The organism is Rhizobium sp. BK529, assembly GCF_014194105.1.
GTDB lineage: Bacteria > Pseudomonadota > Alphaproteobacteria > Rhizobiales > Rhizobiaceae > Rhizobium.
Genome location: NZ_JACIAU010000001.1, coordinates 331,762 through 353,012 on the forward strand (window position 1 = coordinate 331,762; position 21,251 = coordinate 353,012).

At 59.8% G+C, this 21,251-nt stretch carries 16 protein-coding genes; 5 read left to right on the forward strand and 11 right to left on the reverse strand.

Features of this window, described 5'->3' with window-relative positions:
- Window positions 1–8 precede the first annotated feature (8 nt).
- Together FHX08_RS01640 and der are read left to right on the forward strand one after the other, a co-directional pair.
- Entirely contained in the window at window positions 9–692 is a 684-nt protein-coding gene (locus FHX08_RS01640; protein WP_132653573.1) for a tetratricopeptide repeat protein, read from the forward strand.
- 14 nt (window positions 693–706) lie between these two features.
- Window positions 707–2,131, forward strand: a complete 1,425-nt coding sequence (gene der, locus FHX08_RS01645; protein ID WP_184326812.1) for a ribosome biogenesis GTPase Der — start codon at window positions 707–709, stop codon at window positions 2,129–2,131.
- A gap of 130 nt (window positions 2,132–2,261) precedes the next feature.
- On the opposite strand, the gene FHX08_RS01650 is transcribed toward der, so the two are convergent.
- Window positions 2,262–3,446: a glycosyltransferase family 4 protein gene (locus FHX08_RS01650; RefSeq protein WP_184326813.1), complete on the reverse strand. Its 1,185-nt coding sequence runs from the start codon at window positions 3,444–3,446 to the stop codon at window positions 2,262–2,264.
- Between the two features lie 245 nt (window positions 3,447–3,691).
- Window positions 3,692–4,732 (reverse strand): glutamine synthetase beta-grasp domain-containing protein, encoded by a 1,041-nt coding sequence (locus tag FHX08_RS01655; RefSeq protein WP_132653576.1) that lies wholly within the window; start codon window positions 4,730–4,732, stop codon window positions 3,692–3,694.
- 429 nt (window positions 4,733–5,161) lie between these two features.
- Between FHX08_RS01655 and FHX08_RS01660 the strand changes: the two genes are divergently transcribed.
- Entirely contained in the window at window positions 5,162–5,353 is a 192-nt protein-coding gene (locus FHX08_RS01660) for a DUF2735 domain-containing protein (protein WP_184326814.1), read from the forward strand.
- A gap of 90 nt (window positions 5,354–5,443) precedes the next feature.
- On the opposite strand, the gene FHX08_RS01665 is transcribed toward FHX08_RS01660, so the two are convergent.
- The 6 genes from FHX08_RS01665 to FHX08_RS01690 all read right to left on the reverse strand — a co-directional run bounded on the left by FHX08_RS01665 (window position 5,444) and on the right by FHX08_RS01690 (window position 11,923).
- Window positions 5,444–6,355, reverse strand: coding sequence for a sugar kinase (locus FHX08_RS01665; protein WP_184326815.1), 912 nt, complete (start codon window positions 6,353–6,355; stop codon window positions 5,444–5,446).
- A 114-nt stretch (window positions 6,356–6,469) separates the two neighbouring features.
- Window positions 6,470–7,456 carry an ABC transporter ATP-binding protein gene (locus FHX08_RS01670; RefSeq protein ID WP_184326816.1) on the reverse strand — a complete coding sequence of 329 codons (987 nt, stop codon included), beginning with the start codon at window positions 7,454–7,456 and terminating at the stop codon, window positions 6,470–6,472.
- The gene (locus FHX08_RS01675; RefSeq protein ID WP_184326817.1) at window positions 7,449–8,456 is read right to left on the reverse strand and encodes an ABC transporter ATP-binding protein; all 1,008 of its coding nucleotides are present in this window, start codon (window positions 8,454–8,456) and stop codon (window positions 7,449–7,451) included. Before FHX08_RS01675 ends, FHX08_RS01670 begins: the two co-directional genes overlap by 8 nt.
- The gene (locus FHX08_RS01680) at window positions 8,457–9,374 is read right to left on the reverse strand and encodes an ABC transporter permease (RefSeq protein ID WP_132653581.1); all 918 of its coding nucleotides are present in this window, start codon (window positions 9,372–9,374) and stop codon (window positions 8,457–8,459) included.
- A complete protein-coding gene (locus FHX08_RS01685; RefSeq protein WP_132653582.1) occupies window positions 9,371–10,294 on the reverse strand; it encodes an ABC transporter permease subunit in 924 nt (307 codons plus the stop codon). Before FHX08_RS01685 ends, FHX08_RS01680 begins: the two co-directional genes overlap by 4 nt.
- 48 nt (window positions 10,295–10,342) lie before the next feature.
- Window positions 10,343–11,923 carry a peptide ABC transporter substrate-binding protein gene (locus FHX08_RS01690; protein ID WP_184326818.1) on the reverse strand — a complete coding sequence of 527 codons (1,581 nt, stop codon included), beginning with the start codon at window positions 11,921–11,923 and terminating at the stop codon, window positions 10,343–10,345.
- 272 nt (window positions 11,924–12,195) lie between these two features.
- Here FHX08_RS01690 and FHX08_RS01695 point away from each other — a divergent pair, with 272 nt between their 5' ends.
- Window positions 12,196–13,845, forward strand: a complete 1,650-nt coding sequence (locus tag FHX08_RS01695) for an alpha-glucosidase family protein (RefSeq protein WP_184326819.1) — start codon at window positions 12,196–12,198, stop codon at window positions 13,843–13,845.
- Window positions 13,846–13,849: 4 nt separating this feature from the next.
- Here FHX08_RS01695 and ade read toward each other — a convergent pair whose 3' ends face one another.
- The 3 genes from ade to FHX08_RS01710 all read right to left on the reverse strand — a co-directional run bounded on the left by ade (window position 13,850) and on the right by FHX08_RS01710 (window position 18,795).
- Window positions 13,850–15,547 carry an adenine deaminase gene (gene ade, locus FHX08_RS01700; protein WP_184326820.1) on the reverse strand — a complete coding sequence of 566 codons (1,698 nt, stop codon included), beginning with the start codon at window positions 15,545–15,547 and terminating at the stop codon, window positions 13,850–13,852.
- 116 nt (window positions 15,548–15,663) lie between these two features.
- Entirely contained in the window at window positions 15,664–16,767 is a 1,104-nt protein-coding gene (locus FHX08_RS01705) for a branched-chain amino acid ABC transporter substrate-binding protein (RefSeq protein ID WP_184326821.1), read from the reverse strand.
- Between the two features lie 699 nt (window positions 16,768–17,466).
- Entirely contained in the window at window positions 17,467–18,795 is a 1,329-nt protein-coding gene (locus FHX08_RS01710; protein ID WP_184326822.1) for an aspartate aminotransferase family protein, read from the reverse strand.
- 248 nt (window positions 18,796–19,043) lie between these two features.
- Here FHX08_RS01710 and FHX08_RS01715 point away from each other — a divergent pair, with 248 nt between their 5' ends.
- A complete protein-coding gene (locus FHX08_RS01715; RefSeq protein WP_132653588.1) occupies window positions 19,044–21,014 on the forward strand; it encodes a PhoX family phosphatase in 1,971 nt (656 codons plus the stop codon).
- The last annotated feature ends 237 nt before the right edge of the window (window positions 21,015–21,251 follow it).

The window sequence follows — 21,251 nt, forward strand, 5'->3', positions numbered from 1 at the left end:
AGACGAGAATGGCATTCAACGACGACAGCTTCATTCGTGAAGTCAATGAGGAACTGCGTTCCGACCAGATGAAGGGCGCTTGGCGCCGGTTCGGCCGCTACATCATTGCCGTTGCCATTCTCATCGTGCTCGGGACCATCGGCAAGGTCGCTTACGACTACTGGGACAACAATGCATCCTCCGGTGCCGGTGACCAGTTTCTGGCGGCAATGAAGCTGGCCGATGAGAACAAGACTGATGAGGCGCTGGCCGCGCTCGACAAGCTGGAGAAGGAAGGCCACGGCGCTTACCCGGTTCTGGCGCGCATGCGTGCAGCGACCGTACAGTCGCAAAAAGGCGACAATGCTGGCGCGATTGCTTCCTTCCAGAGCATCGCCAAGGACAAATCCGTTCCGGCTGCCGTGCAGGATGCCGCCAAGATGCGCGCTGGCTGGCTGCTGATCGAGAACGGCACCTATGAGCAGGTTTCCGCCGCCGTCGAGGAAATGGCGGTGCCGGGCAATGCCTTCCGCCATTCGGCACGCGAGGCTCTCGGTCTTGCTGCCTATAAGGCCGGAAACACGGCCCAGGCGCGGCAGTGGTTCCAGTCGATCGTCGACGATGTGGAGAGCCCGCGGGGTGTTGCCAATCGTGCCCATATGATGCTTGATCTCATCACCGCATCCGGCAAGGCGCCCGCCGCGCAGGGCTGAGTTAAGGGAAAAGAATGAGCTTTACGGTCGCCATCGTCGGTCGCCCGAATGTCGGCAAGTCGACACTTTTCAATCGGTTGGTTGGAAAGAAGCTTGCGCTTGTCGATGATACGCCGGGCGTGACCCGCGACCGCCGGCCAGGTGAAGCACGTCTTGTGGACCTGCGCTTCACGATCGTCGATACCGCGGGCCTGGAAGAGGCGACGGATGAGAGCCTGTCGGGCCGCATGCGCCAGCAGACGGAGGCGGCGATCGATGAGGCCGACCTGTCGCTCTTCATCGTTGATGCCAAGACCGGTCTGACGCCCGTCGATACCGCTCTCGGCGAGATGTTGCGCCGCCGCGGCAAACCCGTCGTGCTCGTCGCCAACAAGTCCGAGGCGCGTGGATCCGACAGCGGTTTCTATGATGCTTTCTCGCTTGGGCTCGGCGAACCCGTGCCGATTTCGGCCGAACACGGCCAGGGGATGCTCGATCTGCGCGATGCCATCGTAGCTGCAGTCGGCGAGGACATTGCCTTTCCGCCGAAGGAAGATGTCGCCGTCACCGATGTCGACCTGCCGCAGTCATCGGACGAAGGGGGAGAGGAAGACGAAGAGCCGGTCTATGACGACAGCAAGCCGCTGCGTGTCGCCATCGTCGGCCGCCCGAATGCTGGCAAGTCGACGCTCATCAACCGCTTCCTCGGCGAAGACCGGCTGCTGACGGGGCCGGAAGCCGGGATCACGCGCGATTCCATCTCGGTGGAATGGGAATGGCGCGGCCGCACGATCAAAATGTTCGATACGGCCGGCATGCGCCGCAAGGCCAAGGTGATCGAGAAGCTGGAGAAGCTCTCCGTCGCCGATGCGTTACGCGCCATTCGCTTTGCCGAAACCGTCGTTATCGTCTTCGATGCGACGATCCCCTTTGAAAAGCAGGACCTGCATATCGTCGACCTCGTGCTGCGCGAAGGTCGCGCGGCCGTTCTTGCTTTCAACAAGTGGGACATGATCGAGGATCGTCAGGCCGTGCTTGCCGACCTGCGCGAAAAGACCGACCGGTTGCTGCCGCAGGCGCGCGGCATCCGGGCCGTGCCGATTTCCGGACAGACCGGCTGGGGCCTTGATAAGCTCATGCAGTCGATCATCGATACGGATCGTGTCTGGAACAAGCGCATCTCGACCGCCAAGCTCAATCGCTGGCTGGAGCAGCAGCAGGTGCAGCATCCGCCGCCCGCCGTTTCCGGCCGCCGCATCAAGCTCAAATATATGACGCAGGTTAAGGCTCGCCCCCCGGCTTTCATGGTGTCCTGCACCCGCTCGGATGCCCTGCCGGAATCCTACACCCGCTACCTGATCAACGGGTTGCGTGCGGATTTCGATATGCCGAGCGTGCCGATCCGGATCCACTACCGGTCGCCGGACAACCCCTATGAGGGAAAGAAGAAGCGAACATAATCCGCTTCTGTCGCCTGCCGGGTTAACGCAACGGGTAATGTCGGGTCCGTTTCCCCGCGCGGCGACTTCGTAGCGCTACCGCGCGCCTGTCTCAACGAGCCACTACGTGCCGTCTCTCACGCCTGAAGGCTCAGTCCGTGGGCGAAAGCGGTCCGGCGCGTTCGCCGGGCTTTCTGCTTCTCGGAAGAGACTTGGTGGCGTATTGCCAGGCCTTCTTCCATTTCGGCGTGATGACGCCATTGGCGGCGCGGATATTGTTGATGAACTGCAGCGTCGCAGCTTCCCAGGAATATTGCATTGCAAGCTCGCGCGCCTTCTCCCGCGAACAGGAGAGGGCGGCAAGGCAGGCGGCCTGCAAATTGTCGTCGAGCGCGCCGACGAGGCTATCCTCGCCGATGATATCCAGTGGACCGGTGACCGGATAGGCTGCGACCGGAACGCCTGACGCAAGCGCTTCCAGAATGGTGTTGCCGAATGTATCCGTCAGTGACGGGAAGACGAAGACATCGGCCTGCGCATAGGTCTTGGCCAGGTCCTCACCGAATTTCACGCCAGTAAAATGCACGTCCGGATAGCGCTCTTCCAGCTCGGCGCGTGCCGGGCCGTCGCCGACCACCACCTTCGAACCGGGCAAGTCGAGATCGAGGAAAGCCGGCAGGTTCTTTTCCAGCGCCACGCGGCCGACTGTCATGAAGATCGGGCGGGGAAGGCCGAAGGGGTTTTCCTCAAGGGGCATCGGATGGAATTGCGTGGCATCGATGCCGCGGCTCCAAGGCATGAGATTCTTGATGCCCTTTGCAGAGAGCTCGCGGGCGAGGCTCGGCGTTGCCACCATGCAGCCTGCGCCGCCATTGTGGAACCAACGCACGAAGGCATAGAGCCAGCTTTCGGGGATCGGCAGCCGCGCAGAGACATATTCGGGAAAACGGGTATGGTAGCTGGTGGAGAAAGGCATGCGCTTCCTGAGGCACCAGCGGCGCGCCGTCAAACCCAGCGGACCTTCCGTCGCGATGTGGACGTAAGAGGGGTTATGCTTTTCGATCTCGCGCGCAACGCGGCTGTACCAGGCGATCGACAGGCGAATCTCAGGATAAGTAGGGCAGGGCACGCTGGCGAAGCGCTCCGGCGTTACCATCGAAACTTCGACGCCCATCTTGGCGAGTTCCCGATTGGTATTTTCGATCGAGCGGACGACGCCGTTGACCTGCGGATGCCAGGCGTCGGTCACGATCACCAGCCGCTCGGGCACGGCTCCGGCGGCTGCGGCACTGGCCCAGCTTTCGCCGCTATATGAATTTGACGGACGTTGCAGCATGCTTCCATTTCCATCAGCGTCGCATGGTTCTGGCAACGCACCACCCCTGGCGGGGTTCCGGAATGGCGATTCCCGCTTTCTTATTTTGGCGGAAGTGCATGATGGAAATATTACAGCCCTGTGCGAGTATTTACAGGACTTTACGGCCGCTGCGGCCGGGAATTGTGTCGGCAGGAAAAAGCCGGAAGGCGGGAGTGTCTTGAAAAGAAACGGCGCCGGCGGGGAGGCCGGCGCCGCTGTGAAACTTAGGCTGCGGCCGAAGCGAAACCAGAAGTCGGGACTTCCGAGATCGTCTTCAGAACCTGCGACGCGATCTTGTAGGGGTCGCCCTGAGAGTTCGGGCGGCGATCTTCGAGGTAGCCTCGATAGTCGTTCTTGATGAAGGAGTGCGGAACGCGGATCGAAGCACCACGGTCAGCGACGCCATAGGAGAACTTGTTCCACGGAGCCGTCTCGTGCTTGCCGGTCAGGCGCTTGTCGTTGTCGGGGCCGTAGACATTGATGTGGTCCATCAGGTTCTTTTCGAACTGGGCCATCAGCGCCTCGAAATAGGCCTTGCCGCCGACTTCGCGCATGTATTTGGTCGAGAAGTTGCAGTGCATGCCAGAGCCGTTCCAGTCGGTGTCTCCGAGCGGCTTGCAGTGATACTCGATATCGATGCCGTACTTTTCAGTCAGGCGCTGCAGCAGGTAGCGTGCCATCCAGATCTGGTCGGCGGCCTTCTTGGAGCCCTTGCCGAAAATCTGGAACTCCCACTGGCCTTTGGCCACTTCGGCATTGATGCCTTCGTGGTTGATGCCGGCTGCGAGGCAGAGATCGAGGTGCTCTTCAACGATTTCGCGGGCAATCGAGCCGACATTCGAATAGCCGACGCCGGTGTAGTATGGGCCCTGCGGAGCCGGGTAGCCGGACTCGGGGAAGCCGAGCGGGCGGCCGTTTTCGAAGAAGAAATATTCCTGTTCGAAGCCGAACCAGGCATCCTCGTCATCGAGAATGGTTGCACGAGAGTTGCTCGGGTGCGGTGTCACGCCATCGGGCATCATGACTTCGCACATGACGAGCACGCCGTTGGTGCGTGCCGGATCGGGGTAGATGGCAACCGGCTTCAGCACGCAGTCAGAGCTGCGGCCTTCGGCCTGCATCGTCGACGAACCATCGAAGCCCCAGAGCGGGAGCTGTTCGAGCGTCGGGAAACTATCAAATTCCTTGATCTGCGTCTTGCCACGCAGGTTCGGTACCGGGGTGTACCCATCGAGCCAAATATACTCGAGCTTATACTTTGTCATCGCGACTCTCTCTGCTGCGAACTTGAGCAAATCCTGAGGCAGAAGACGCAAGCGCGCGCCTTCCCGCCAGGGGATGTCTAATCTAAAGCACGTAGCGTGCCAGTTCGGGCTGCTGACATAAAAAATTTACGAATCACCGGATCGCAGCTGATTTTCGGGTGGCACCGATAGCTGGCGAAGCGGCGTGGCGTTGTGGCTATCCTGATTTGCAGCAGCCATTTTCGAAGCTGGAACCGGATCAAAACTCCGGCGTTAAGCCGGATCGATGAAGTTTTGAACACATCGGCACGCGCTTAATCAGGAAATGCTGCTTCGTAGGTTCATAATTGCGACATTGCCCTTATTTTGTGCAATTTGCGTAAACTATGTGCATTATGCTATTGTCGCGACCGTGAATGTTGATAGGCCGAGCAGAAGAAAGGCTATCTCATGGCAATCGGTTTCCATCGTGAATCCGCAACGATCTACAAGTTCCCCATCAAAGCTGCGCAAGGTCCGAACCGTTTCGAGCGCCTGCGCCTCATGGAGCGAGAGGCCGCCGATATGTGTGATGCTGCCTTCGACAGCTGCTGGTACCATGACGAAGCCGTACGCACAGAAGACAAGAAAACCAATTCCTGATCTCGCGATCTGACTTGAATGCCGCTGAGGCGGGGGCGGGCCTGCGCGTGTCCGCTCGACAAGCGACATGCGCAGGCTTCAACAAAAATGTCAGAGGCCGAGCTTTTCCTTCGGCACCAGTGCGCCATGCTCGCTGACCACGCGCGCGGCGATTTTAGCCCCGAAGCGGGCGGCTGCAGGAGCATCCCGATTTTCAAGATAATGAGCCAGGAAGGCGCCGTTGAAACTGTCGCCGGCGCTGGTGGTGTCAACGACGTTTTTGACCTTTTCCGCCGGCACATGCATTTGCTCGTTAGCAAAGCTCAGCGTTGCGCCTTCTGCGCCGTTCTTGACGACGACATGCGACGCCCCGAGCCCGCGATAGCGCGCGATGGTGGCTTCGATGGAAGCATCTCCGAAATGGGCGACCTCATCATCGAAGCTCGGCATGACGAGCGAAGAGGCACGCCCGCCTTCGCTGATCGTCGTGTGCATGATGTCGTAGCTCGACCAGAGGCGAGGACGGATATTCGGGTCGAAAACAACGAACTTGCCGACCGCCTTGGCACGGCGGATCTCTGCCAGCAGCGCATCCGCGTCATCATGGGAGAGGATGGCGAGCGTGATGCCGGAGAAATAGACGACGTCGGCACTTTCCACCGCCTCGCGCAGGCAGTCCGGGTCGGCAGCGAGGCTGCGGGCCGCCGAACTGTCGCGCCAGTAGCTGAAGGAGCGTTCGCCGTTTCGCAGATTGATCATATAGAGGCCAGGCGTCTTGCCCTTGATGCGCTGGATGAGGTCGGTGCCGATACCGGCATTGCCCATGAAGGCAACCATTTCGTCGGACATCGGATCATCCCCGAGCGCGGTGAAATAGTCGACCGACCAGGCGGGCGGCAGGCAGGCGCGGGCATACCATGCGGTGTTGAAAGTATCGCCGGCAAAGCCTTTGCGCAGCAGGCCTTCACCTGCCTGCGAGAGCTCCACCATGCATTCGCCGATCGACAGAAACCGTCCGCTCAAGCTTTCCTCCCGGAATTTTTCTGCTCTTGCGGATACGCGAAGAGGCGAGAGGAGACAAGTCAAGGAGAGTTGAAAGTCCATCGCCCCAGTTCCGGGGCGATGGGGAAATTCGGCTCAGGGCCTGTCCATATGATAGCAGGCGGCCGTCTGGCCGGGACGGACCAGTTCCGTCGGCGGCATTTCGGTGCGGCAGATATCCGTCGCCTTCCAGCAGCGCGGCGAGAAGACGCAGCCTTTCGGCGGATTCAGCGGCGAGGGCGGGTCGCCCTGCAGGCGAATTCGGGTGCGCAGGCGGGCGAGCTTCGGGTCCGGGATCGGAGCGGCCGAAAAGAGCGCCTGGGTGTACGGATGGGCCGGATGTTCGAAGACCGTGGCGCAATCGCCGGCCTCGACGACCTTGCCGAGATAAAGCACGAGCACGTCATCCGAGATCAGGCGCACGACGGAGAGGTCGTGGCTGATGAAGATCAGCGTCAGGCCGAACTCCTTGCGCAGCTTGCGAAGCAGCGTAATGACCTGGCCCTGGATCGACACGTCGAGCGCCGAGACCGGTTCGTCGCAGATAATAAGCTTCGGTCTCGTGACAACGGCGCGGGCAATACCGATACGCTGCGCCTGACCGCCCGAGAATTCGTGCGGATAGCGATTGATCATCTCCGGCACCAGGCCGACAGCGGCCATGATCTCACGTACGCGGTCGAGACGTTGGGCCTTAGTCAGCTTCGGTTCGAAGACGGTAAGCGGCTCGGCTATGATGTCGCCGACCGTCATGCGTGGATCGAGCGAGGCGATCGGATCCTGGAAGATGATCTGCATGTCGCGGCGTGCGGCACGCATTTCTTCATCCGACAGGTCGAGCAGATTGCGGCCCTGCCAGAGGATGCGCCCCTTTTGCGACTTCAGGAGGCGCAGGATGGAGCGGCCGAGCGTGGACTTGCCGCAGCCGGATTCGCCGACGATGCCGAGCGTGCGGCCTTCGGCAAGATCGAAGCTGACATTGTTGACGGCCGTCAGCATCACCGGCGGCTTGAAGAGAGATTTCGAAGGGATCTCGAACTGGGTTGTCAGGTTCTCGACCCTCAGAAGCGAGCGTTCAGCCATGGCTCAGCAACTCCTCGCGGCGGGGGAAGGGATGGAAGCAGGCGGCACAGTGGTTTGCCCCCTGCTGTTCGAGCTGCGGCGGGTGGTCGATGCAATCGTCCCGAACCTGCGAACAGCGCGGCGAGAAATTGCAGCCCTTCGGCAGGTGCTGCAGGTTCGGCGGGCGGCCGGGAATGACGACGAGATCATCGACGTCCTGATCCGGGCGCGGGATCGAAGCATGCAGCGCTGCCGTATAGGGGTGTGCCGGGTTTTCGAAGAGTTCGTCGACAGGGGCTTCTTCGACGATGCGGCCAGCATACATGACGGCCACTTTGTCAGCCAGGCCCGCCACAACCCCGAGGTCGTGGGTGATCATGATGAGCGCGGTGTTCATTTCCGCCGTCAGATCGTTGAAGAGATCAAGGATCTGCGCCTGGATCGTCACGTCGAGTGCGGTGGTCGGCTCGTCGGCGATCAGCAGCTTCGGCTTGGTGAGCAGCGCCATGGCGATCACGATGCGCTGGCGCATGCCGCCCGAAAGCTCATGCGGATAGAGGTTGAAACGGCGGGTCGGGTCAGGAATGCCGACACGTTTCAGCATGTCGAGTGCTTCGGCCGATGCCGCCTTGGCGGTAAAGCCACGGTGGATCTCGAGCTGTTCCGTCAGTTGCCGGGAAATCCGGAGCGACGGGTTGAGCGCCGTCATCGGATCTTGGAAGACCATGGCCATGTCCTTGCCGCGGACGTTGTCGAGCTCGCGCGGTTTCAGCGCCAGCACGTCCTTTCCTTCGAGCAAGGCCTGGCCGTTCGTTTTGCCGTTCTTGGCGAGCAGCCCCATGATACCGAGAAAGGTTTGGCTCTTACCGGAGCCGGATTCGCCGACGATGGCGATACGTTCGCCGCGGCGAACCGTCAGGTTCATGTTCGAGACGGCCTTCACCTGACCTTCGGGGGTCTCGAATGTGATCGAGTAGTCCTTCAGTTCGAGAAGGGTATCTTTTTGTTTTTCTTGGGACATCTATCGATCCTTCGGGTCGAACGCATCGCGCAGCCCGTCGCCGATGAACAGCAGGCTGAGGAGCAGGGCCACAAGGAAGCTTGCCGGGAAAATCAGCAGCCAGGGCATGCTTTCCATCGCGTCGGTGCCTTCAGCAATCAGAGTGCCGAGCGAGGTCAACGGCTCCTGCACGCCGAAGCCGAGGTAGGACAGGAAGCTCTCGGTGGCGATGATTTCCGGCACCGTCAGCGCTGCGAAAATGACGACGGGGCCGACGAGATTTGGGATAATGTGCTTGGTGATGATCTTGAAAGGCTTCTGACCCGAGGCGCGGGCGGCTTCCACGAATTCGCGGTGCTTCAGCGATAGGGTCTGGCCGCGGACGATGCGGGCCATGGTCAACCATTCAAGCGCGCCGATCGCTGCAAACAGAAGGTAGACGTTCCGGCCGAAGATCACCATCAGCAGGATGACGAAGAGGATGTAGGGAAGCGCATACATGATGTCGACGAAGCGCATCATGATCGCATCCAGCCGGCCACCGATATAGCCCGAGATCGCGCCGTAGAGCACACCGATGACGACGGACACGACCGTAGCCGTCAACGCCACGGCAAGCGAGACGCGCGTGCCGTAGAGAACACGGGCGAGAAGGTCACGACCGTTCGGATCGGTGCCGAAAAAATGTCCGGTGGCGAAAGAGGGCGGATCCTTGAAGGCGGCCCAGTCCGGATCTTCGTAGTTGAAGGGAATGAAGTTCGGGCCGAGGAAGGCGGCGAGGATCAGCAGCACCAGCACGCCGATCGATATGACCGCGGCCTTGTTGCGCGAGAGCCGGCGCAGTGCGTCTCTGGTCAACGAGCGGCCTTCCGGCGCAAGGCCCTCCGCTTCCAGCAGCTCGGCTGCGAGCAGCTCTCTTTTCGCGGGATTGAGGATCATCGGTTTCTCACTTTCGGGTCCAGCCAGGCATAGGCGATGTCGACCAGAAGGTTCAGGAACACGATCAGCACCATGTAGAAGATGACCGTGCCGAGAACCATGCCGTAATCGCGGTTCAGCGCCGCATTGACGAAATAGCGGCCGATGCCGGGCAATCCGAAGATGCTCTCGACAACCAGCGAGCCGGTGAGAAGGTAACTTGCCGCCGGTCCCAGATAAGAGACGACGGGCATCATCGCGGGCTTCAGCGCGTGGCGCATGACCGTCAGGCGCGGGCCGATGCCCTTGGCCTTGGCTGTGCGGATGAAGTTCTGGTTCATCACTTCGATCATCGAGCCGCGGGTGATGCGCGAAATGCGCCCGGCATGCGGCAGGGCCAGAACGACGATCGGCAGAACGAGATATTTGATTGAACCGTCACCCCAGCCGCCGACGGGGAACCACGCGAGGTGGATGCCGAAGATCAGTTGCATGATGGGTGCGATCAGGAAGTTCGGGAGAACGACGCCCACCAGAATGAGAGCGCCCAGAATATAGTCCGGCGCCTTGTTCTGATAGAGCGCCCCGAGACAGCCGACGGCGACGCCGACGATGATGGCGATCAGGAAGGCAGCCGTACCGATGGTGAAGGTGTAGGGCAGACCGATCGCGATCTGCTGAGCGACGGTGAAGTCCTCACTCGCGAAGGAGGGGCCGAGGTCGCCTCTCAGCAGGTCGCCGACATAGATCAGGTACTGCTGAATGAGCGGTTTATCCAGATTGTAGTGGATCGCGAGGTTTTTCAGGATCACCGGCGGCAATGGCCTTTCGCCATCGAAGGGGCCGCCGGGAGCAAGGCGCAAAACGAAAAAGCAAGCTGTGACGGCGATCCACAGGACGGGGATCGTCGACAGCAATCGACGGAGGGCGTATTTGATCATGGTCGTGGAGCGGCTCTTCCCGGACCGGCCGGGAAGAGCCTTTCATCCTTATTCCTTGATGGACAGCCAGCGCGTGCGATGGATGTCCTGAATATTGTCGACGAAGCCTTCGACCTTCGGCGAGACGACATTCTTTGAGACGTAGTAGTAAAGCGGAATGGCAGCGCTATCGTCGAGAGCCAACTGTTCGGCTTTCTTCAAAATTTCAGCGCGCTTGCCGATGTCTCTTTCGGCGTTTCCTTCTTTGACCAGCTTGTCGTAATCGGCATTGCTCCAGCGACCGTAATTCATCGATACGCCAGTTGTAAGCAGATTCAGGAAGTTATCCGGATCGTTGTAATCGGCGATCCAGCCGGCTCGACCGATTTCTACCTGACCGCGCTGCATTTCGTCGTAATGCACTTTAGTTTCGGCGTTATAGAGTTCAACTTCAACGCCGAGTGGCTTCCACATAGAGGCGATCGCAACCGCAACACGCTTGTGGTTATCGTTGGTGTTATAACGGAGCTGCGCCTTTAGCGGGTGGTCCGGGCCGAAACCGGCTTCCTTCAGCAGTTTCTTGGCTTCTTCGACTTTGTCCTTGTAAGAAAGATCCTTCCAGGAAACGTACGCTGGTTCGCCATAGTTTGCCGTGCCCGGCGGAACCCAAGAATAAGCTGGTGGTTCTTGCGTGCCGAGGATTTTCGGCCCGATTACTTCACGGTTGACCGCCATCGAAAGAGCCTGGCGCACGCGCTTGTCGTTGAAGGGCGGCTTCTGGGCGTTTACGACATAGTAATAGCTGGCAAGAAACGGAGACACGTGCGCCTGGCCCGGCAGGTTTTTCTTCATCCATTCATACTGGTCGGTTGGGAAGTCGGTCATGATGTCGAATTCGCCAGCGCGGTAGCGCTTGAGCGCGGCTTCCTGGTCTTCAAGCACGAAAAACTTCGCGCCGTCGATCTTCAGATCCTTGACGCCGTAATACTGATCGTTCTTGACGGTGGTGACGTGCGAGCCGGGAACCCACTCGACCGGCTTGTACGGACCGTTGGTGACGATGTTGCCAATCTTGACCCAGTCCTGACCCTTGGCCTCGACGACATGCTTCGGCAGCGGATATGCCGTGTAGTGCATCAGGGCGTTGATGAAATAGGGGGTCGGATTCTCGAGGGTGATCTCCAGCGTCTTGTCGTCGATCGCCTTGACGCCGAGCTCGTTCAGGTCGGTGATTTCGCCCTTGTTGATCTTCTCAGCGTTCTTGATGGTGAATTGCAGATAGGCGTAGTCGGCCGCATTCTTGGGGTCCACGAGGCGCTGGAAGGCGAAAACGAAGTCGCCTGCGGTTACCGGCTGGCCATCAGACCACTTGATGCCGTCGCGCAGCTTGAAAGTGTAGACCTTGCCGTCGGGGGAAATGGTCCAGCTTTCGGCCTGACCCGGAACCGGGTTGTCCTTTGCGTCTTCGGTGACGAGGCCTTCGAAGATGTCGCCGGCAATACGGTTTTCCCAGTCGCCGGAGAGTTTTTGCGGATCCAGCGAGGTGGGGTCGCCACCATTATGGATGTTTAGCGTGGCCGCTTGGGCCGAAAATGCGAGCAATGAGCCAACCATTGCGGACGCGAGAAATTTTTTCGTGAAAAAGGACATGGTGGGTCCACCTTTCTAGGCTTTTCGCCTTTTCTTAGTCATTTGTTCCCGGTTTGACCTGTTACGTGCAGGTCAACGGCACCTTAACGCAAAGGTTTGGCGTTGCAACCCCTAAACCAGTGGGTAGCATTCGGATGTGGACAAGCTTATAAACGGCTCCCTTTTGTCCGATCGCGACTGCGCGATCTTTGCTTGAGAATAGAGATTGCGCTGTTGTCTTTTGCTTCGTCGCCATTAGTCTGGCGTTCGAAATGAAGCGGGAGATGGCGGCAATGGCATTGCAGAGAGGTGGGAACGCGGATTGGTGGCGCGGTGCGGTGATCTATCAGGTTTATCCGCGCTCGTTTCAGGATACGAACGGCGATGGGCTCGGCGATCTCAGAGGTATAACCCGGCGTCTTTCCCATATTGCGAGCCTCGGCGTCGATGCGATCTGGCTTTCTCCCTTCTTCAAGTCGCCCATGGCCGACATGGGCTATGACGTCTCCGATTATTGCGACGTCGAGCCGATTTTCGGCACGCTCGACGATTTCGACGCGATGATGGCAGAGGCCCACAGGCTCGGCATCAAGGTCATCATCGATCAGGTGATTTCCCATACATCCGACCGGCATCCGTGGTTCGTGGAGAGCCGTTCCAGCCGTACGAACGAGAAGGCCGATTGGTATGTCTGGGCCGATCCGAAGCCGGACGGGACGGCGCCGAACAACTGGCTGTCGATCTTCGGCGGCCCCGGCTGGGAATGGGACGGCGTGCGCCGGCAATATTACCAGCACAACTTCCTGACCTCGCAGCCTGACCTGAACTTTCACAGCAAGGAGGTTCAGGACGCAGTTCTGCAGACCGTAAAATTCTGGCTCGACCGCGGCGTGGATGGATTCCGCCTGGACACGGTGAATTACTACTTTTGCGACAAGCTGCTTCGGGATAATCCGCCGCACGAGCCCGACCCGGATCAGGTCGGTCTCGATGCGCCCGACACCAATCCCTATGGCATGCAGAACCATCTTTATGACAAGACGCAGCCGGAGAACCTCGAATTCCTCAAGCGTTTCCGGGCTCTGCTCGATCAATACGAGGGGCGCACGACCGTCGGTGAAGTCGGTGATGGAGCGCGCTCACTGAAGACCGTTGCCGCCTATACGACCGGCGGCGACAAGCTGCATATGTGCTATACGTTCGATCTGCTCGGACCGGATTTCACCGCCGATCATATTCGCGGCTGTGTCGAGACCTTTCAGCGCATGGTGAAGGACGGCTGGGTCTGCTGGGCCTTCTCCAATCATGACGTCAATCGTCATGTCAGCCGCTTCGCCCTGACGGAAGAGGAACGTCCCGTGATCGCCAAGCTGGCGATTTCAGTGCTTGCGGCCTTGCGAGGATCGATCTGCCTCTATCAGGGCGAGGAATTGGGACTACCGGAGGCGGAACTCGCCTTCGAAGACCTGCGCGACCCCTATGGCATCCGCTTCTGGCCGGCCTTCAAGGGTCGTGACGGATGCCGCACGCCGATGCCGTGGGAGGCCGGCAAGGCGCATGCGGGGTTTACCAGCGCGGAGAAGAGCTGGCTGCCGGTGCCCTATGAACAGGCAGCGCTTGCCGTCGACACGCAGGAAAATAATGAGGGCTCGGTTCTGCACCATTATCGGCGCACACTTGAATTCCGGAAGAGCCAGCCCGTGCTGCTTGATGGCAGCATGGAGTTCGTCGGTGCGGACAAGAATCTCCTGTCTTTCGTCCGCGAAAAGGGTGACGAGAAGTTGCTTTTTGTCTTCAACCTGACCCGTGAGCCTGCGGAATTTGAGCTTCCTGCAGGCATGAAGTTGGGCGCTACGCTGGCGATGCCGGGGTTCCATGCTGTTGCCGGCGCTCATGCGGTGAAGCTCGGTGCGCTCGACGCTTTCTGTGCCCGCATCAGCTAAGCGGTCAGCCGATCAGCATAAAACGATCGACATCCACCATTCCCTTGTCCGAGATCTTCAAATGCGGGATCACGGGCAGGGGCAGGAAGGCGACCTGAAGGAAAGGTTCTTCCAATGTCGTGCCGAGGGCGTAGGCGGCCTTGCGCAGATGGTGCAGCGTGTCGCGTACCGTCTCGTAAGGTTCCAGGCTCATCAGGCCTGCGACGGGCAGGGCGATCTCGCCGGTGACCTTGCCGTCTTCGACCACCACGAAGCCTCCCTTGATCTCGCCGAGACGGTTGGCGGCGAGCGCCATGTCATCCTCGCTGACACCGACGACGCAGATATTGTGGCTGTCATGGCCGACTGTCGAGGCGATGGCGCCTTTCTTCAATCCAAAACCCTGAACGAAACCGTTGGCGTGATTGCCATTCTTGCCATGGCGCTCGATGACGGCGACCTTGATGATATCGTTGCCGAGGTCGACGGTCGTCTGGTTGCCGTTGGCTGGCAGGCGGTAGCGACGGTGCTCGGTGATGATCTTGCCGGGCATGACGCCGATGACCGAGGTTTCGCCCTCCGAGACGGGCACGCCGAAATGGGCCGCATTGACCGGCCGCGCTTTGACGCTGTCGAGGCCGACGGGCGACACGGGCTTTCGGGTGGCAAAAAGCGCATCGGTCACTTGGCGGCCGGCCGAGAAGACCATCTCTGCCCGGCAATTCTCCAGGCTGTCGATAATGACAAGATCGGCGCGCCAGCCGGGGGCAACGAGGCCGCGGTCACGCAGGCCGAAAGCGCGCGCGGCGGAGATCGAGGCAGCACGGTAGATCGCCACCGGTTCGACGCCTTTGGCGATTGCCGTGCGGATCATGTAGTCAAGATGGCCCTGCTCGGCGATATCAAGCGGATTGCGATCATCGGTGCACAGCGCGAGGTAGGGAGACAGACGCTCCGTGATGATGGGCATCAGGGCATGCAGGTCCTTCGAAACCGAGCCCTCGCGAACCAAGATATGCACGCCTTTGCGGATTTTCTCCAGTGCCTCAGCGGCGCTCGTGCATTCATGCTCAGTGCGGATGCCGGCAGAAAGATAGCCGTTGAGATCCTTGCCAGAGAGAAGCGGCGCGTGCCCGTCTATATGTCCGCCCTGGAAGGCGTCGAGTTTGGCCATGCAGACGGGATCCTTATGAATCACGCCGGGAAAATTCATGAATTCGGCAAGGCCGATAACTTTGGGGTGGTCGCGATAGGGCAGGAGGCTTTCGACCGGCAGGTCGGCGCCTGACGTTTCCAGATGCGTGGCCGGCACGCAGGAGGAAAGCTGGACGCGGATATCCATGACGGTTTCCAGCGCCGAAGCGAGGAAGAATTCGATGCCTTCCTTGCCGAGCACGTTGGCGATCTCATGGGGGTCGCAGATCGCGGTCGTCACGCCGTAAGGCAGGACACAGCGGTCGAATTCATGGGGCGTGACCAGCGAGGATTCGATGTGCAGGTGGGTATCGATGAAGCCTGGAACGACGATCTTCCCAGAAATATCGATCTCAGTCTCACCGTTGTAGGTGCCGTAGGTACCGACAACGCGGTCGCCGCCGATGGCGATGTCCGACTGAACGAGTTCGCCTGTCACCAGATCGAAGAACTGTCCGCCTTTCAACACGATATCGGCCGGAAGGCGACCCACGCCCTGATCGATGAGATGTTCGAGCTTGGCGGTCATAACTATCCTCGTGATGCAATCGATTCCGCGAGTTATAGCGCATCTGTTTCCGGATTCGATGCCCACAAACGAAACCGGGCGCCATGGCGCCCGATCCAGTGTTTCATTCGTTCCGCTTATTCGGCAGCGACGATCTTGCCGCCTTCCCACTTGTAGAGCGAGAAGCTCTGAGATGAGAGGTCGCCGGTTTCGCCGTAGGTGAGCTTGCCGATTGCGGTCGGGATCTCTTCGCCGCTCTTCAGGGCAGCCGCGACAGCTTCCGCGTCGTCGGCGCTGCCAGCCTTCTCGATTCCGGCCTTCAGCACTTCGACTGCGGCATAGGCGTTGAGCGTGAAAGCTTCGGCCGGGATCTTTTTGGCGGCGAGTGCGTCGGCAGCAACCTTGGAGTCCGGGCTCTTGGTAGCGTCGGAAGCGTTGGTGAACAGCGTGCCGGCTGCCGCATCCGTGCCGATCGTCCAGAATTCGGTGTTGGAGAGGCCGTCGCCGCCGATGATCTGAGCGTTGACCGAGAGGTCATGCAGCTGGCGGGCCAGCAGTCCACCTTCCGGGTGATAGCCGCCGAAATAGATGAGATCGACATTCTCGGCCTTGATGCGAGTCGTCAATGCGGAGAAATCCTTGTCGCCGGGCGTGATAGAGTCGTTGATGACTTCGGTGACGCCGCCGGCGTTCAGCGTTGCCTTGAAGGCATCGGCGAGGCCCTTACCATAAGCGCCCTTGTCGTTGATGATAGCGACGCGCTTATCCTTGAAATGTGCGAGAACGTATTTGGCGGCGACTTCAGCCTGCTGGTCGTCACGGCCGCAGGTGCGCAGAACGTTCGTCAGGCCGCGCTTGGTGAGGTCAGGCGCGGTGGCGGTCGGGGTGACCATCAGCACGCCGTTTTCCGCCAGAACGTCGGAAACCGGGATAGCAACGCCAGAGGTGACCGGACCGACGACGAAGTGAATACCTTCGCCGACAACCTTGTTTGCAGCGGAAACGCCCTGCTTCGGTTCGCCGGCGTCGTCGGCAAGTTCGAGGACGACCTTCTGACCGAGAATGCCGCCCTTCTTGTTGATTTCATCGACAGCGGTCTGCGCGCCGTTCTTTACCTGATGGCCATAGGCAGCCACCGGACCGGTCAGCGGAGCGATGAGGCCGATGGTTATATCCGCATGCGCAAGTGGCGCAAACACCAGAGAGGCGACAAGCGTCGCCGTCAGAGTCTTCAGGGTCATGTTCTGTCTCCTTGGGTGGGGTCGCCTTCGACCACCGGTTGCTTGCCACGCAGGCCGTTTCTTTGTCAGTGCTTCCTGCGGAAGCGTGCCAAGGACGAGGAAAAGCTGCGCGATCAATGAGCTTCGCGGCCATGTTTGGCTCGCGCAGCACATGGCAAGATTTCTAGAAATTTCGGTAAGGTTCCGCAAGATGATAACAAGATCGGTCATCTCTTTGCCAATTTTGAAAAGATTACGCCCGATTTTTTGATTTTTCAGTCCATTTGCCGCAATTTTCGGTCTGCGTGTGCGGCCACTCGCAGGCTTGCCATGGCCATATCAGGTAACCTCAGTCAACAGGTGACGTTTTTCCGATTGCGCGCTTTGAATCACGCTTCACTTGCAACCTTTGCAGAAAGCTGAAGCGAAACCTGCTTCGCCAAATCTATCGGCGGTGCATTTCGATCGCCGGCCTGGCCGATCGCAAGCCCGAATGCTCCCTCATCCCCAGTGGCCGAGGCGCCGAGATGAGGGAGATGCGCTATTGCTGAGAGAGGGCCTTTCGCAGGAAGTCAGTAATCAGGCCGGTAGCTTGGGCTGATTTGCCCCGTCTGCAGGAAATTTCTCACGACGGAGGCCGATAACGCCATCGAGGTCGCCGACATCAAAAGAAAGGGCGAGGCCGAAGCCTCGCCCTTGAATTCAGTCGGGATGATCGAGTTAGATATTGTTCTGCAGGATCGTGCGCAGCTTGCCGAAGAGCTCGTCGATGTGTTTCTTCTCGATGATCAGCGGTGGCGATAGCGCGATAATGTCGCCTGTTGTGCGGATCAGCAGGCCGCTTTCGTAAGCCTTAAGGAAGGCCGTAAAGGCGCGTTTGGTGGGTTCGCCGGCGATCGGGTCAAGCTCGATGGCGCCGATGAGACCTGTATTTCTGATGTCGATGACGTTGGGGCAATCCTTCAGCGAGTGCAGCGCATCGGCCCAGTAGTCGGAAAGCTCGCCTGCGCGGGTCAACAGGCCTTCTTCCTTGTAGGTGTCGAGCGTCGCAATCGCGGCAGCCGAAGCGATCGGGTTCCCGGAATAGGTATAGCCGTGGAAGAACTCGATCATATGCTCGGGGCCGTTCATGAAGGCATCATGGATTTCCGAGGTCACGAAGACGGCACCCATCGGGATGACGCCGTTGGTCAGGCCTTTGGCGGTGGTGATGATATCAGGCTTCACGTCGTAATATTGAGCAGCGAAAGGAGCGCCGAGGCGGCCGAAGCCGGTGATGACCTCGTCGAAGATCAGCAGGATGCCATGCTTGGTGCAGATCTCGCGCAGCTTCTGCAGATAGCCCTTCGGCGGAATGAGAACGCCGGTGGAGCCGGCGACTGGCTCGACGATGACGGCGGCGACCGTTGAGGCGTCATGCAGGGTGACGATGCGCTCGAGTTCGGTCGCGAGATCGCCGCCGTGCTCGGGTTCGCCGCGGGTGAAATTGTTCTTGCCGGGCAGGTGGGTGTGCGGCATGTGGTCGACGCCGGTCAGCAGCGTGCCGAACATCTTGCGGTTGGTGACGATGCCGCCGACGGAGATGCCGCCGAAATTGACGCCGTGATAGCCGCGCTCGCGGCCGATCAAGCGGAAGCGCGAGCCATTGCCTTTGACGCGGTGATAGGCAAGAGCGACCTTGAGAGCCGTCTCGACCGATTCAGAACCGGAATTGGTGTAGAGGACGTGGTTCATGCCCTCGGGTGCGATATCAACCAACCGGTTGGCAAGCTCGAAGGCCTTGGGGTGGCCGAGCTGGAAGGCTGGGGCGTAGTCGAGTTCGCCCGCCTGCTCACGGATCGCTTCGGTGATCTTCGGGCGGCAGTGTCCGGCATTGACGCACCAGAGGCCAGCCGTACCGTCCAGAACCTGACGCCCGTCATGGGTCTGGTAGTACATATCCTTCGCGCTCACGAAGAGGCGCGGTTCCTTCTTGAACTGGCGGTTCGCGGTAAAGGGCATCCAAAAGGCGCGAAGGTCGTTTGGCGTTGCATTCAGGCGGTTGGACATGCTGTTCTCCTGGCCGTTGGGGAGGCCGTTCCCGTTTTAGGCTTGGCGCCGATTATTTTTTACTGCCCGGTCAAATTATCAGCGCCCGGAAAAGCGTCAAGCCGCAGAAGCGTCGCCATCTGACGTTCCCGAATGCTTGATGCGTCATCAATCCTTCGCCCGACATGGCTACAAAGACCGATGGCCGCAATGGCCGAGGGGCATTTTTTCATTTCATTGAAATTCAACCGTTTTTACCGGAGGTAGTCATGACGGACCGCCAGAAGACCAGACCGCGTCCCAATCCGCGGCGTGCATTTGCGCCGAGCTACGGCACCATTCTCGAAGAAGGCGTTCGTCGCCGCACCGTTCTCAAGGGCTTCATCGCAGCCGTGGGGGCGGCTGCTTTTGCGCCAGCGCTCAAAGCAACGAAAGCAGAGGCTGCCGAGTCGACGCTCACTTTCCCCGAGCTAAAGCGCGTGCGCGACACCACCGATCACTGGCCCGAAGGTTACGAGCGCCAGATCCTTGTTCGCTGGGGTGACGCTCTCTTTGCCGACAGCCCGGAATTCGACGTCACCAAGCTCAACGGCAAGGCGGCCGAGCGCCAGTTCGGCTACAATAACGACTTCACGCAGTTCCTGCCGTTGCCCTGGGGCGAGAAGAGCTCTGATCACGGGCTGATGGTCGTCAGCCATGAATATGCGACGCCCTTCCTGATGTTCCCGGGTCTGACAGCGGAGGATTACCGCGAGAAGATGACGGAGGACCAGATCCGCGCGGTCATGGCCGCTGTCGGCGTGTCCGTCTTCGAGGTGCGCAAGGATGGCAACCAGTGGCAGGTGGTCAAGGACGGCAAATATAACCGCCGCATTCATATGAGCACGGAAATCGGCATTTCCGGCCCGGCTGCCGGTGACGATCGTCTCAAGACCAAGGCCGATCCGACCGGCACGGTCGTGTTCGGCACGATCTCGAACTGCAATGGCGGCATTACGCCCTGGGGCACGATGCTCTCGGGCGAAGAAGGCGCGATGGACGTTTTTGCCGGCGACTATACCAAACCGAACCAGGAACTGGTCGAACGCCAGGGCTGGGATGAAGATGAAAACGATATCTATTCCGTCAGCCGCGTCGAGCCGCGTTTCAAGTTCGAGGAGGAGCCGAATGAGTGGATGCGTTTCGACTGGGTGGTCGAAATCGATCCGTTCGATCCGACGGCAAAGCCGGTCAAGCGTACGTCGCTCGGCCGCATGACCCATGAAGGCGCGCAATGTTGCGTCGCTCCCGACGGGCGCGTCGTGGTCTTCATGGGCGATGATGACGATTTCGAATATATCTACCGCTTCGTCACCCGCGATCCGTGGAAACCCAATGATCGGGCGGCCAACAAGGATCTGCTCGACCACGGCACGCTATCGGTCGCCAAGTTCGAGAGCGATGGCACGATGCGCTGGATTCCCCTCGTTGCCGGCGAAGGCCCGCTGACGGCGGAGGCCGGTTTCAAGACGCAGGCCGATGTGGTTCTGGCGACCCGCGCTGCCGCGGACCTCGTCGGTGCTACACCGATGGATGGGCCGGAAGGCTTCATCCCGCATCTCGGCACCGGCAAGCTTTACGTCGCCATGACAGAGAATGAGGACCGCTTGCCGAAGGGCGAGGGTGACAAGGAGCGCGAACAGGTCAACGTCGCCAATCCGCGCGGTCCGAACCCCTACGGCCATCTGCTGGAGCTCGTGGCGCCCGGCAGTCCTGACAAGCCGGATTATGCGGCCGAAAGCTTCAAGTGGGATGTCTTCGTCCTCTGCGGCGATCCGGCAAAACCCGAAGACCAGGCGATGTTCCACCCGGCGACCACCTCGTCAGGCTGGTTCACTGATCCTGACAACCTCGCTGTGGATCCGGCAGGCCGTCTTTGGATAACGACCGACGGTCCGCCGCCGGAAGGCATCGCCGATTCCGTCTATGTCATGGATACGGAAGGTCCGGGCCGAGCCCTGCCGAAGCTCATCTATATCGCGCCAGTCGGTTCGGAGACCTGCTCTCCGACCTTTACCTCTGATGGTTCCAGCGTATTCCTCTCGGTTCAGCATCCGGGTGAATTGCGCATGGCCGACAATGAGGATGCGACCTCGATGGAAGATGCCGGCACCAGCTGGCCGGACTTCAAACCAGGCGTACCGGCCCGTCCGTCGCTCGTCGTGCTGACGCGCGGCAACAACGGCGTGGTGGGCAGCTAGGCCCGTCTTTCCTTGAACGTGTCGCGATCCTTCGGTTCGCTGTCACGCTTTAGGTCCTTGGTTCCGCATGTCGTGATCGAAACCACTGCGCCGTTTTTCGCGACATGCTTGAAGCAACAAGACCGGCAAATCTTGCGAATTGCCGGTCTGTCAGACTTCAGGTGCTGATTAGCGCAAGCGGCGTCCGCGGAGACGTCTCCTTCGGAACGCTGCTCAGGCTGACATCATATCAGCGCG